Origin of the sequence: Legionella israelensis (assembly GCF_004571175.1) — a bacterium.
GTDB lineage: Bacteria > Pseudomonadota > Gammaproteobacteria > Legionellales > Legionellaceae > Legionella_D > Legionella_D israelensis.
Genome location: NZ_CP038273.1, coordinates 931,667 through 944,701 on the forward strand (window position 1 = coordinate 931,667; position 13,035 = coordinate 944,701).

A 13,035-nucleotide genomic window follows, 5' to 3' on the forward strand; every position below is an offset into this window, starting at 1 on the left:
GTCTGAATTGCGTTGCTCGTCAGTTGAATATGCTCAATATTCGCCTTCCTCGCGCCTTGTCAGACACCAATATCGCCTAGCCTAATGATCAGAATACTTACAGGATGAGGTACTAGTTTCAAAAATTAAATCGCTGTTAACAGTTGTTTTGCACGCAACAAATCCTCTTTCGTATTAATATCCTGTAAAGGTTCAACGCAGGCTTCCTCTACATCCATTGGATGGCCTTGCCAGAGAATGCGTAACTGCTCCAGCGCCTCATAAGCTTCCAGCTCACAAACCGGCCAGTTCACAAAATCTAACAAAAACGCAGCACGATAGGCATATAAACCAATGTGACGATAGGCGCCAGTATAAGATGACGAGGAGTCACGGTGGTGCGGGATGCCGGCACGGGAAAAATATAAAGCCTGATTTACTTTATTACGTATCACTTTGACTACGTTTGGATTTTGCATCAAGTCATCTGAAGTGATAGGCCAGCAAAGGGTGGCAACAGGAGCTTTGCTCAAGGAAAGCCTTCTGGCAACCTGTTGTATTAATTCAGGAGCAATAAAGGGCTCATCTCCCTGAACATTAACAATGATATCCTCAGAGCCATAATCGCCTTTGGCCACAACTTCAGCAATGCGATCGGTACCGCTTTGATGACTTGCATCAGTCATCATCACTTCTGCATTAAAAGTTCTGACATGCTCAACAATCTGTGGGTGATCGGTAGCAACAATGATTGAGGCCGGTTGCGCTAACAAGGCTTGTCGATAAACCCGCTCGATGACCGATACCCCATTTAAATCCATGAGCAACTTACCGGGGAAACGAGACGATTGATAACGTGCTGGAATAACGACATGAAAAGGAGTCCTCATAATTTATCCTTTTCCTCAAGTGGAATTAGACGAGCTTCTGTTTCAAGCATCACAGGTATACCGTCACGAATCGGATACGCTAGCCGGTCAAATCGACAAATCAGTTCTTTATCCTTTAAAAGTAACTGCCCTTTGCATAAAGGACAAACAAGTATATCCAATAATTTTTTATCCACGTGCATCCCCTTGTGTTACTTTGTTTCTGATGTAAACCGGTCTTGCTTCATTAACAGAGACCGCTGCAAATTGCCCCGTTTCAGCCAGCTCAATCATAGCGGATGCCTTGGGATAAACGAGTCTTTGCTCTGAGATTTGCTCTCTTATCGATTCAGGCATTGCCTCAATATAATGCTCAAAACCAACACCGGCCAGAATAAATGAATATAACTGCGGCAATTGAATATCGGAGGCAGGCGAAACATGCTCGATGGTTTGAAAACAGGAAGACGTATAAACACTCCAATATATCTCTCTCATACGAGCATCCAATACGGCTAAAACTGTCGTATCCTGCGAACTTTGCTGACGTGCTTCAAAAGCGATAGCGGCAAGCGTACTTACAGGAACCAGACGAATGTCATGCGCATAGGCCAAACCTTTCGCTATGCTACAGGCCACTCGAAGCCCTGTAAAACTTCCCGGCCCACGACCAAAGACAATGGCATCCAGTTGATTCACCCGTACATCGGCTTGTGTCAAAAGTCGATCAATTAACGGCAATAACAACTTTGCATGTGTTTTTTGCTGCCCTTCTTCAAGAGTGAATTGTTCATGGTTCACTTTTAGCGCCAAGCTTGCGATTTCAGTTGAGGTGTCAATAGCTAATACATTCATTTTTTAAATCTTTTAATGCCAGTTCATTTATAAAAGAAAAAACCTTCTCTTCATCACGGGTGACAGGCAACTTAGGTAAACTGGCCAGTATAAGTCTTCCATATTCCCGTCCGGTCAAGCGCGGGTCAGCGATGATCAATAGACCTTTATCCTCTACATCCCGGATTAACCGCCCCACTCCCTGTTTTAATGCAATCACCGCACTGGGTAAAGACAGTTCATCAAAAGCGGATAATCCTCGCGCTTTCAAATAGGCCATTTTGCCTTGTACTACCGGATCCACAGGGCTTGCAAAAGGTAATTTATCAATAATGACGCAGGATAATGCTTCTCCTTTCACGTCCACCCCTTCCCAAAACGTTGCTGTGCCCAACAAAACAGCATTACCTAACTGACGAAAACGAGCCAGCAGAATAGGCTTGGCCTCATCTCCTTGTACCAAAAGCGGATATTTTAAATGATTGGCCATTCGTTGAGCAACCTGTTTTAGCGCCCGATGGCTGGTAAAAAGAAAAAAACAACGACCACCCAAGGCATCAATTACAGGGAGAACCTTCTGTAAAAGCAAATCATGATAGCGGCCATCTTTAGGGTCTGGCAGCGTTCGCGGCAAATATAACAAGGCCTGCTGTCGAAAATTAAAAGGACTGGGTAATGACAGTGTTTCAACGTCTCCCAGCCCCAAAGGCTTGGTAAAACTGTCAAAAGCACCAGCCATGGTTAAAGTGGCTGAAGTAAAGATATAAGCACTGTTCTGCCGTTTTAATAATTGACCGAATTCATTTGCAATTTCATACGGTGTGGAATGAAAGACCAAAGTATGTTTAAAACGTTCAAGCCAGCGAATACAATGACTGTCTTCATTTTCAAAAGAGGACAGGACTTTTTCTATAGCCTCCAGCCTTTCCCTGCAACGTTTTATTCCCGTGATCTCTTTGACTTGTTCATCCTGTAAACAAATGCTGAGCTCATTTTTTAGAGTCAACCAATCTTCCCATAATGCCATAAATCCATGATGAGAACGAATCTTCTGCCAGCTGACTCGCTCTTCTCGCGTTGATAAAACGGACAGCATCTGATCAAACATTCGTTCCGCCTGCAAACTTAGCTGCTTAAGCGGCTGATTGGCCAAATCCAAAACTGGCCATTCTTTTAAAACATCATCCATAAGTTCGCGAAACTGGCGAGTACCTACACGCTCTCCGTAAAAACCAGTAGCAACATCAGGTAACTGATGAGCCTCATCAAAAATAACAACATCAAAGCCGGGCAAAAGCTCTGCAAATCCTTGTTTTTTCAAGCGAGAGTCCGCAAAAAACAGATGATGATTGATCACCACTATATCTGCATCCATGGCTCGTTTTCTTGCCTTCATCAAAAAACACTCAGAATGTTGCGGGCATTCGCTGCCAAGACAATTCTCCGTTGTAGACGTCACGTAAGGCCAGGCTTTGGAATCCTCCTTAAGTTCGGGCAATTCGCTTCGATCGCCTTCTTTAAGTTGTGGCAATTTTTCTTTGACATGAAGGATATCATGAATACATTGAGGGTTTTGAAAGGAGGCTTCAGCCGAATATAAGGCTACCCTATATCGACAGATATAATTGGCCCTTCCTTTAAGATTCTGCATGCGGACAGAAAGTCCTAACGCTTTAACCAGCATGGGCAGATCTTTTTGAAAAAGCTGATCCTGCAGCGTTTTTGTTGCTGTAGATATTAACACTTTCTTGCCGCTGAGAAGGCCTGGTATGAGATAAGCAAAGGTTTTCCCTGTACCTGTTCCTGCTTCTGCAACCAAAACCGAGTGTTGCTCTATCGTTTGAGCAATGGCAGCGGCAAGTTCAGATTGTGCTGTACGGGAGACAAAACCAGGCAAAGCCGTCGATAGCCGTCCTTTGTCACTCAATATCCGACGACATGATTGGACAAGATCAGTGTTTATTTCCACTCTTTTTCAAGATATTGACGTTTGTCGGCCACATCTTCCCAATCCTTGGCATCGGAAGGAGCGTTTTTTTTAGAGGTTATATTTGGCCATTTTTGGGCAAGTTCAGCATTCAATTCCAGAAACTCACGCTGTTCATCAGATAAATCATCTTCCGATACAATCGCTTCGACTGGACATTCAGGCTCGCATAAGGCACAGTCAATACATTCTTCCGGATGAATCACCAGAAAATTAGGGCCTTCATAAAAACAGTCGACCGGACATACTTCCACGCAGTCTGTATATTTACATTTAATACAACTCTCAGTAACAACGAAGGTCATGATCTCAATCCAACAAAAACATTGAAAACTGTAAGTAATTAAAGCATAACTCCTACCCTTTTTGCCAGCATTATAGCGGGTATTTGACAAGTTTTCCTTCTTCTTTTTACTGTAAAAAAGCATTTTAGTAGCCGCATTTAAGGGATGTAGGTTAGTGCAGATCAGCAATATTTTAGACAATAGTCTATTATTAATATATCCAGTCCATCATTTGATGATGGAACTGAATAATTTCATAAAATGGATTTTATGGAGTGATTATGCCAGTTCACGAGCGCCGCCAACATTTCAGAGTAGATGATCATATTTATTTTGATTACCGAATCCTAAAGCCCAATGAACCTTATACTGAACAATCCATCAGTAAGCAATTACTTGGAGAAAATGGACTGCGTTACATGGAAGCTGCCAAATACTTTCATGACATTGACCTTGAGTTAGCAGAGTTGACTCAATCGCTTTCCATCAATGAACCGACACTTGCTCATTATCTTAATTTGTTGAATGCCAAAATAGACTATCTGAGCCGGCAAATATTAATGAGCGATAAGGCACAAATGCATAAAGTTAACATCAGTTTAGGGGGCATGGCATTCAAAACAAAAGAAAAAATTCAGGAAAAGACACCGATGAAAATCATTATCTATACGAAGCCCAAAATGGTTCCCATCATTGTCGACGCCACGGTTGTCTATTCTCAATATCAAAGTGAAAACCACTATCGAACCGCTGTGCAATTTGGTGGATTAAGTAAAGAGCAGGAGCAGTTATTATCCCGGCATATCATGCAAGTACAGATTAAAACACGAGCGGATTAACATGGTTGATAACTCATGAGTTGATAAGAGAAGTGATGCTGGAGATAAGTCTTAAAAAAAGGTTGGACTCTCAGAAAGAATCACGCATAATTCCAGGCACCATACTTAAACCAACCGTTGAAATAATGAGTCAGATAATTTTTTGCTACAAATTACAAAAAGAAGCCGAGGCAATGAAAAAACAGCCTTTTCCCGGCCCTTTAGGGGAAAAAATATTTAAGAACATTTCCCAAAAAGCCTGGGACATGTGGCTTGCCCACCAAACCATGCTCATCAATGAATATCGACTGAATTTGATCGATCCTCAGGCGAGAGCATTTCTGCATGAAGAAATGGAGAAATATTTTTTTGGTAATGGGTCCGAAAAACCAGTCGGTTTTTCTCCCCGGGAATAAAACTTGTATGTTTGCGGAATATTTGCAATTTAATGAAGAAGTGGCAGAAGCCATAAGCCTGCACCGTCCTGTTGTGGCTCTTGAATCCACTATCATCTCGCACGGTATGCCTTACCCCGACAGCCTTGCCACTGCACAGGCGGTCGAACACATCCTTCGGGAAAAAAATGTAACACCAGCCACCATTGCTCTTCATCAGGGGAAAATTCATATAGGACTTGATAAATCACTTATTGAACATTTAGCTCAAAGCAACGATATCATTAAAGCTTCTCGCCGTGACATAGCCTATGTATTGAGCCAGAAGCTCACAGCAAGCACTACCGTCGCCGCAACAATGTACTGTGCTCATCTGGCCAATCTTTCCTTGTTCGTGACAGGAGGCATCGGAGGCGTTCATCCTCAGGTAACTGAGAGCTTTGACATCTCTGCTGATCTCATTGAATTGTCCTCAACGCCGGTTACTGTGGTTTGCTCAGGTGCGAAATCCATTCTGGATCTTCCCAAAACTCTTGAAATCTTGGAAACCTATGGCGTCGCTGTTATTGGTTTTAAAACCAATGAATTTCCTGCATTTTACAGTCGCTCCAGTGGCATTCCTCTCGTGCATCGCCTTGACACTGCCGAGGATATTGCAAAACTAATGCACACTCATCATCAATTGTCGCTAAAAAATGGTCTGCTCATTGCAAATCCTATCCCCCTATCTGCAGAAATCCCGGACAAAAAAATTACACCGCTCATTCAACAGGCTTATGAAGATGCCAGACATGTGAGCGGTAAAGCCATTACTCCTTTTTTATTAAAACGACTTAATGAGCTTACAGCTGGACAAACGCTCAAGGCCAACATCGAGCTGATTAAAAATAACGCACTATTAGGCGCAAAAATTGCACTGGCCTACCAAAAACAAGCAAATCGAAAAAAAATTTAAGTTCTTCTCTTGACTCAAAACCCATCTCGGAGTTTAATAGCAACCCACGGCCAGATAGCTCAGTCGGTAGAGCAGAGGACTGAAAATCCTCGTGTCGGCAGTTCGATTCTGCCTCTGGCCACCATTAAAATCAATAACTTACCTTCCCTCATTCAAAATTCTGATTTCTTCATGTAGACGTAATGTAGACAGATTGAGCCGAACAATCACATTGAGGAATGGCGGCTCTTCCCCATTTTAGGGGGCACTCCAATCATCCGCACAATACTCTAACCCTTAACCTGTAATTTTCAAAATTTCTAAACCCATAAGCTCTTCTTTGAATCAGTTTCATCTTTCGATGAAAGCCTTCTGTAATTCCATTCTTACTATCTCTTCTCTCTGACCTTTCCCCCAAAAATAAGACCATGACATTGATGAGATTTCCATTAAAATTGCAAGATTGGAGAACTCAAAATGAAAAGACGTTATACAGAAGAACAAATCATCAAAGCCATTAAATCTCACGAAGCTGGAACCAAAGTGGCTGATATCTGTCGTGAATACAGCATTTCCTCAGGGACATTTTACAATTGGCGAAGTAAGTACGCAGGGCTTGAAATTAATGAGGCTAAGCGGCTACGTGAACTTGAATCTGAGAACAATAAACTTAAGAAGTTATTAGCTGACAAACTTCTTGAAGTAGAAGCAATGAAGGATGTGCTGTCAAAAAAGTGGTAACGCCCGCGGAAAGAAAGCCAATTGCTCAACACCTTATATTACGTTTTAAACTCAGTGAGCGTGTGGCTTGTAGGCTAACGGGATTGAGTCGAACGATGTTTCGGTATCAACCCAGATCACGGGCGGATGATGTAGTCAGAGCAAGACTCAGGGCATTGGCAACGCAATACCCTGCTTATGGTTATTTGTTACTTCATGGTTTACTCAAAGCAGAGGGCTTGGTCATTAATAAGAAACATACTTATCGGTTATATACCGAGGAGGGATTACAAGTACGAACGAAGAAGCGTAAAAAGCTTACCCGACCTAGACAGCCAATAGAATTACCCACAGCACCTAATCAACGTTGGTCAATGGATTTTGTATCTGATCAACTGAGTAATGGAAGACGATTTCGTGTATTAAATGTTGTCGACGATTTTTCCCGTGAGATGGTTGGTCAGCTGGTTTCCACATCAATCAGTGGCCGGCAAGTTGCACGTTTTCTAGATCAATTAATTGAGCAACGTTCTAAGCCAAATAAAGTGATTTGCGACAATGGGACCGAATTTACTAGCAAAGCAATGTTCTTTTGGAGCAAAGAAAGTGGTGTGAACCTTGGTTTTATTCAACCAGGAAAGCCAACACAAAACGCTTTTGTGGAAAGCTTGAATGGCAAGTTTAGAAATGAATGCCTAAACCTGCACTGGTTCCGGACACTGGATGAAGCAAAATATGAGATTGCTCTATGGCGTGAGCACTATAACTATGTTCGCCCGCATAGCTCACTCAATTATATGTCACCAGTTGAATATGCGAAACAGGTAGCATAAGATTTCGAATCTCATCAAGGAAGTGGTACTAATTTAGGGGAAAGGTCAAAGGCAATGGCCAATTCTAATCCAACATAACCTAGACCCACTATTGCATACTTATGTTCCATTTATAAATTTTCATCATCTTGCATTGTATGTATTATTATAGCAGTGTGTATAGAAGATTAATTGGTTAAAAATGGGGGCGAATTACCATATAATGCAAGCGCATCACAGCAATAGAAAGAATTATCAGCAGTTTCAGACCATCTTCTTATATTTAATCTTTGAAATTAAACAACTTATAATCGGCACAATCAGGATAAGCACGAGGGTTTTTTTGTGCAATATCAACAGCAATTCCAAGCAAAGCCTCAACATTATCAACACCCTTTTTTTCTTTGAGAAAGCCTTTTATAGTATGCTTTTAAAGCTTTTTTTTAATCTGCCAACCATCTTTTATATTCCATTATTAAATCTATTGACTTATTTTTAGTTTAGTCAATTTCAAATAATCCTGCGTCACTGCATTTTGTGCAGTGACGCAGCAATACCTATCTTTTCTACCCCTTATATATCAAGCCCTATAAGATCATTTGTCCTAACGCACCAAATAAGAAAGGACAAAATAATCGCCATTATCGCTTGCCCCAAGATCCGCAGTTTGATAATTTTTAAGAGAAGCATAACTGACGAGCCGGTGTGAGTCCGGCGAAACGCCATTATTTAATAAATTTACACATAAAAAATAATCTGGATAATTCGGGATAAGATATTTGATTTTTCAGATAATTGACTATTAAATTTACCAATTAGCTCTTTTTTTAAAATAAAATTAGCTGAACTCTATTTGCAAACAAGGTGATACATAGTATATACTTTAATATATACATTGTAGATACAGTTGGAAATACCTATGAATACAAAAGAAAAGTTTCAAGCGCATATGAAAATACATGCAAAAATACAAAAATGGGGCAATAGTTTAGCTCTTCGTGTAGGTGGCGCTATGCGTGAAATCCCTCATCTTAAAGAAGGAACTGATGTGGATATTGAAATCACCAAAGATGGCTTTACCGTTACAAAATCGAAAAAGAAAAAGCACTTCCCATTTAAAGAATCAGACCTAATTAAAGGTTTATCACCTGAAACGGCCCATGCAGATTTACTTGCTACACCTCAGCCAAATGAGGTTGAGCAGTAATGATAAAAAAATACATGCCGGAAAGAAACGATATCATTTGGCTTGACTTTGAACCTACAAAAGGCAAAGAAATTGGAAAATATCGACCTGCTTTAGTCTTATCATCAAAAGAATATAATAAAGCGACGGGATTACTTATTTGCTGTCCAATCAGCACAAGTATTCGAGGTGGAAGTACAGAAGTTACCATAGAGAACCTTGATAAACCAAGTGTTGTTGCCGCCAGCCTAATTCAAACGCTCTCATGGAAAGATAGAAAAGCGAAATTTATCTCTGCAGCAGAACCCCAAGTTATGGAGGAGGTCTTATACCGCATTATACCCTTGATTGGTGCTGATCAATTGTTTGATGTGGATGAGTAACTTCTCTAGCAGGTATGCTCTCTGTTCACGAACAGAGAGCGCTTGCATTATCCTTTATCCAATAATAGTTTTTTCATTAAAGCGAAATACGAGCCCGTATAAATAACTCTTGGTAGTCAAAAAAAGTAACCCGTCGGTTTCAAGAGTCGCGCTACCTCATGAAAGATTTTGGGACATCCAAGTCACCAAAATCGACTCGCCAACGCGCGAAGTGTTTGGGCCGCGAGCGTCCTGTTTACGGCACGTTTGCTCTGAACGAGCAAAGCGTACGCCTTCACCAATGACTTAACGGCTGCAGAAAGATTTTTTTAACATCCCTTCGGGCTGTTTAAAAAAATCGCAGCCTATCGCGGACTACGCGCCTCGGCTTTCAGCCTTCCATGGCGCGCAGCGGAGGATGTTCAGATGAGAATAGCCTTGACGGGTTTTGTTAATGTTATTATCGTACTTTATTATCTAAATTTGCAAATGAAAATAAGATTTTTTACCTATTATTTTTGAGCTGGTGTTCGTTGTTGGCGCACAGCAAACATATAATTGCTTTCTAACAAATCTCTTCTATTTCTTCCTCTGTTTCAACATTTCACGTCATTTGTCATTTTATGATTAAGCAAACGTTTCACAGCATAGGCCGGCAAATCAAGACTTTCAGCTATGGTTGCAGATCATGGACTGTAAAAGGAACACCTGATAATTTGGCAACTTTCAACATTGCTTTTCTTGGTTCAACAATATGACCAGTTTTGCTGGATGCAGGAAATACAAATTCATTGATTTTGAATTGATGCCTACGCCAGAATAAATCATATAAAAAATCAGACATTGGCAATGTGTGATTTTCCCGATTCTTAGTATTATGTAAAATAAATGTCTTCGCTTTAAAATCGACATTCTTCCAAGGCAACGAAGCAGCCTCCATTCGTCTTAATCCCGTGAATAAAACCAGAAGGAAATAATCTTTCCACATCAGTGATTGAGGGTAATCTTCCATGTCTCCAAGGCGAGTCAATCCATTATGCCAGGCTTCTAATTGATGACTTTTAATCAAGGTATTTCTACGTTCGATTTTAAACCAACTTCGAGTATGAGATAAATACTCAACAGGATTTAACGCGATTATAGGCTGGCCATGATCCAATTGGTATTCTTGTTCAGCAAAGTTAAATAATGCTTTTAGCACCCGCATGCCATAATTAGCACGAGCTTTTGAATGCATTTTGCCATGATTGGCATGACGTTTTGCTATCATTTCTCGAGTGATGTTAATTATCGGTTTGTTCAACCAATCTGACATAACTTGTTTTAACACGCCCTTGTAATCTTTCACAGTAAGGGGTTTAAGATCCTTCCTCGCTTTAAGATAATCGTTAAATACATCTTGTAGCGTTAGAGATTTTATTCTGTTTGCTTTCTTTTCTGCAATGGGGTTATCCCCTTTTGCTATCTGACCTAATACATTCTTGGCTTGTTTGCGAGCTTCTTCAGCAGTTATTTGGCCATATTTACAAGCAAGCTTGATAAAAGTTCATAGCCTCTCGGCAATTCCCATTAAAAAACAGATACGGTGTTAATGCTTTCATGATATTTTCCTCTGTTAGTTATTATATTGAATCTTCTATAAAGTAAACGATTACTCAAAAGATATAGGGGCGGCTGTTGGTTCCATAATCCTTATAATCTGAGATAGGTGAGATTTCCTTGAGTGTTATGATTTAACATAAGCCACGGCCCAAACATTGGATTTCTAATGGGTCAATGTCTGTTGCATGAGCTTCCTTATAGCTTTCTAACCGCATGGGTGGTTCAAGGATGGGGTGGATGGAATCAGCGGGAATAGGTTGCATTTTAGCCGATAGTGTAAATTCATTACGTAAAACAGTTACTACAATCGCTGTTTTAAACACCAGTTTGGCAAAGCGAGAAGCCGCTGGGCACATTCTTTTTCCTGTCGTAAATGGGAAAATATTGTTCAGGGAAAATTCATTGAGTTTCGTGCCCTCAAATCGAGCAGGATCGAATTGCTCAGGGTTTTTCCATAGATTAGGATCATGTCCCATAGCTCGGACAGGGGCAAAAAAGTAAGAGCCGGCATTGATGCTGAAATGTCGGCTCTCACCTTCTTTATTTTTAATATCCCATTCGGTTATATGGCTTGATTTTCTTGCAATCATCACACTTGACTGGACAAAGCGCAGGGCTTCCATGTATATCTGATGAAGATATACATTTTTATTGATCTCTTCGAATGTTTTTTCCGAAGGCGTAGCAAAATCAAAGGATTTGAATTCTTTACGCAAACGATTTTTTATGATTTCATCATCCATGATGCGCTCAAGTGCTATCATAATGGTGTTGGACAAATTTCCTTCCACCAGGATAGATGAACCTGCTTTAATTTCTAATAACTTTTCTACTGAAGAATCATCTTGTAATTGATCAGCGATAAATTTATTGGCTTTGATAATATCTTTGCCATACTGTTTCACTATATTATCACCGATCATTTGCATGTGTTGACTGGCTTCTTTGAACCTGGCATCGGTAGGCTCGTAATGAGCAAGAGCATAACTCATTTCTTGAAGGGTTTTCATATACGCTATATCTACCAGAGGGATCCCAAAAACAACTTTAGCTACCACATTGGTAACGGCAAAACGAATGTTTTCCTGATAAGTGTAATGAAAATCCCAATTTTTAAATAAATTTAAAAAAATACGATATGTTTCGGTATATGTTTCGATATCATTATGAAGATGCTGTTTAATCTTTTTCCTTTGTTCATAGGCCTTTTCACCTTGCATATTTGCAATCGTCACGGTTCCCAAGGCATGGCGAACACGATCCAATGGTTCTCTGGCAGCCGTGTCATTCTCTTCTTCACCATATTGAAAAAGACGCAACAATGCTGTTTTATCGTGAGGGCCAAGAACCACAATTTGGGGCGCGTAGCCCAGGCTCACCAAAAAAGGAGAAAAGGCTGGCGCAACAGCAACCCCTTCCCGGGAAGCAATCGGATAAAGGTAATTTAAAATAAACTTTGTCGGATTAAAATAAAGTTCATAGCTATACCCTATACCGTAATAACCATAATGAGTGAGAGCAGACAGACTGTAATTAGAGGCGTGGCTTTCACTTATGTCCTGGTTTTGACTGTTATTATTTAGGTCGATGTTTTTTTCATTTTGGTTAAATGGCATGGCTTAACATCCTTATTGAAAATGAATCTTGTATGCATGTTGCCTCTGGCAAAAGCAAACGATATAGCCTTTGCCATTTGCCTCATTTACCGTAGCTTCATCATGGGTTTAGACTGAATCACTTTGCTGGGAATGGTCACCACAATGTAGCAGCTTTTACTGCAAGTCGATGTGGCACATGATACACTTGTTGGGCTAACCACAATGTCACAGCCGCCACTTCCAGAAAGTTGGCAATTACATTCAAACTTTCCACCAACCGACGTATTATCGCGAGCCATGACTTGAAAGCTAGACCTTGATAATAATTTAATATGATATCCGGGTTTAATTGTAATGCGGTTATTGCTTATTACATTGATACCCTGAAAGGAGCTTTTTTCATTCAAAACAGCCGTGTTTTGTACAGCAAAAGCATTTAAACAGAAGAACACCGAGAGTACTACACACCCTTGTCTTAGCATATGTCCCCCAAATTATTTTCATGTAAGTGATTTCGATCCTTGATGTTTTTCACTAACTTGAGTCAAAAAGCCTTGAATTACGAGCCTCACAGCCCAGCATACTCAATTGTATGAGTTAGTGAAGCACAAAAAATCGAGGGTGACTGACAAGATAGTAGAAGCATCGACAACGT

General features: G+C 40.5%; 14 protein-coding genes, 1 tRNA gene and 1 pseudogene. 7 read left to right on the forward strand and 9 right to left on the reverse strand.

All coding sequences use genetic code 11. The features are described from left to right. Positions 1-125: 125 nt before the first annotated feature. From kdsB to fdxA, 5 genes are read right to left on the reverse strand one after another with little or no spacing between them, the layout of a single operon-like run. Positions 126-869: a 3-deoxy-manno-octulosonate cytidylyltransferase gene (kdsB, locus tag E4T55_RS04090; protein ID WP_058502240.1), complete on the reverse strand. Its 744-nt coding sequence runs from the start codon at positions 867-869 to the stop codon at positions 126-128. After that, on the reverse strand, positions 866-1,045 hold the full coding sequence (locus E4T55_RS04095) for a Trm112 family protein (protein WP_058502239.1): 180 nt from the start codon (positions 1,043-1,045) through the stop codon (positions 866-868). The genes kdsB and E4T55_RS04095 overlap by 4 nt, the downstream gene beginning before the upstream one ends. Continuing rightward, complete coding sequence (gene tsaB, locus E4T55_RS04100) at positions 1,038-1,703, reverse strand: tRNA (adenosine(37)-N6)-threonylcarbamoyltransferase complex dimerization subunit type 1 TsaB (RefSeq protein ID WP_058502238.1); 666 nt, start codon at positions 1,701-1,703, stop codon at positions 1,038-1,040. Before tsaB ends, E4T55_RS04095 begins: the two co-directional genes overlap by 8 nt. Then, a complete protein-coding gene (yoaA, locus tag E4T55_RS04105) occupies positions 1,684-3,651 on the reverse strand; it encodes a DNA repair helicase YoaA (protein WP_058502237.1) in 1,968 nt (655 codons plus the stop codon). Before yoaA ends, tsaB begins: the two co-directional genes overlap by 20 nt. Beyond that, positions 3,642-3,974, reverse strand: a complete 333-nt coding sequence (gene fdxA / locus E4T55_RS04110; RefSeq protein WP_058502253.1) for a ferredoxin FdxA — start codon at positions 3,972-3,974, stop codon at positions 3,642-3,644. The genes yoaA and fdxA overlap by 10 nt, the downstream gene beginning before the upstream one ends. A 260-nt stretch (positions 3,975-4,234) precedes the next feature. Here fdxA and E4T55_RS04115 point away from each other — a divergent pair, with 260 nt between their 5' ends. The 4 genes from E4T55_RS04115 (at position 4,235) to E4T55_RS04130 (ending at position 6,245) form a co-directional block, all read left to right on the forward strand. Next, positions 4,235-4,792, forward strand: coding sequence for a PilZ domain-containing protein (locus tag E4T55_RS04115; RefSeq protein ID WP_058502236.1), 558 nt, complete (start codon positions 4,235-4,237; stop codon positions 4,790-4,792). Between the two features lie 125 nt (positions 4,793-4,917). Next, positions 4,918-5,187, forward strand: a complete 270-nt coding sequence (locus E4T55_RS04120) for an oxidative damage protection protein (protein ID WP_058502252.1) — start codon at positions 4,918-4,920, stop codon at positions 5,185-5,187. Positions 5,188-5,194: 7 nt separating this feature from the next. After that, positions 5,195-6,121, forward strand: coding sequence for a pseudouridine-5'-phosphate glycosidase (locus E4T55_RS04125; protein WP_058502235.1), 927 nt, complete (start codon positions 5,195-5,197; stop codon positions 6,119-6,121). 48 nt (positions 6,122-6,169) lie between these two features. After that, positions 6,170-6,245, forward strand: a tRNA-Phe gene (locus E4T55_RS04130). Between the two features lie 129 nt (positions 6,246-6,374). Here the strand turns inward: E4T55_RS04130 and E4T55_RS04135 are convergent. Further along, positions 6,375-6,491: pseudogene (locus E4T55_RS04135) on the reverse strand (transposase); the annotation flags it as partial. Between the two features lie 86 nt (positions 6,492-6,577). On the opposite strand from E4T55_RS04135, the gene E4T55_RS04140 reads away from it, so the two are divergent. The 3 genes from E4T55_RS04140 (at position 6,578) to E4T55_RS04150 (ending at position 9,201) form a co-directional block, all read left to right on the forward strand. Further along, positions 6,578-7,653, forward strand: a protein-coding gene (locus E4T55_RS04140) for an IS3 family transposase (RefSeq protein ID WP_244946871.1) whose coding sequence is annotated in 2 segments (ribosomal slippage) — positions 6,578-6,827 and positions 6,827-7,653 — 1,077 coding nt in all. Because the reading frame shifts where the segments join, the coding sequence is not laid out codon by codon here. 898 nt (positions 7,654-8,551) lie between these two features. Further along, positions 8,552-8,839 (forward strand): AbrB/MazE/SpoVT family DNA-binding domain-containing protein, encoded by a 288-nt coding sequence (locus tag E4T55_RS04145; protein WP_058502440.1) that lies wholly within the window; start codon positions 8,552-8,554, stop codon positions 8,837-8,839. Then, positions 8,839-9,201: a type II toxin-antitoxin system PemK/MazF family toxin gene (locus E4T55_RS04150; RefSeq protein WP_202967201.1), complete on the forward strand. Its 363-nt coding sequence runs from the start codon at positions 8,839-8,841 to the stop codon at positions 9,199-9,201. The genes E4T55_RS04145 and E4T55_RS04150 overlap by 1 nt, the downstream gene beginning before the upstream one ends. A 652-nt stretch (positions 9,202-9,853) precedes the next feature. Here the strand turns inward: E4T55_RS04150 and E4T55_RS04155 are convergent. The 3 genes from E4T55_RS04155 to E4T55_RS04165 all read right to left on the reverse strand — a co-directional run bounded on the left by E4T55_RS04155 (position 9,854) and on the right by E4T55_RS04165 (position 12,862). Beyond that, positions 9,854-10,510 carry a tyrosine-type recombinase/integrase gene (locus E4T55_RS04155; protein ID WP_316409777.1) on the reverse strand — a complete coding sequence of 219 codons (657 nt, stop codon included), beginning with the start codon at positions 10,508-10,510 and terminating at the stop codon, positions 9,854-9,856. A gap of 403 nt (positions 10,511-10,913) precedes the next feature. Beyond that, positions 10,914-12,398, reverse strand: coding sequence for a cytochrome P450 (locus E4T55_RS04160; protein ID WP_058502207.1), 1,485 nt, complete (start codon positions 12,396-12,398; stop codon positions 10,914-10,916). Between the two features lie 86 nt (positions 12,399-12,484). After that, positions 12,485-12,862, reverse strand: coding sequence for a hypothetical protein (locus E4T55_RS04165; RefSeq protein WP_131780771.1), 378 nt, complete (start codon positions 12,860-12,862; stop codon positions 12,485-12,487). Between the last annotated feature and the right edge of the window lie 173 nt (positions 12,863-13,035).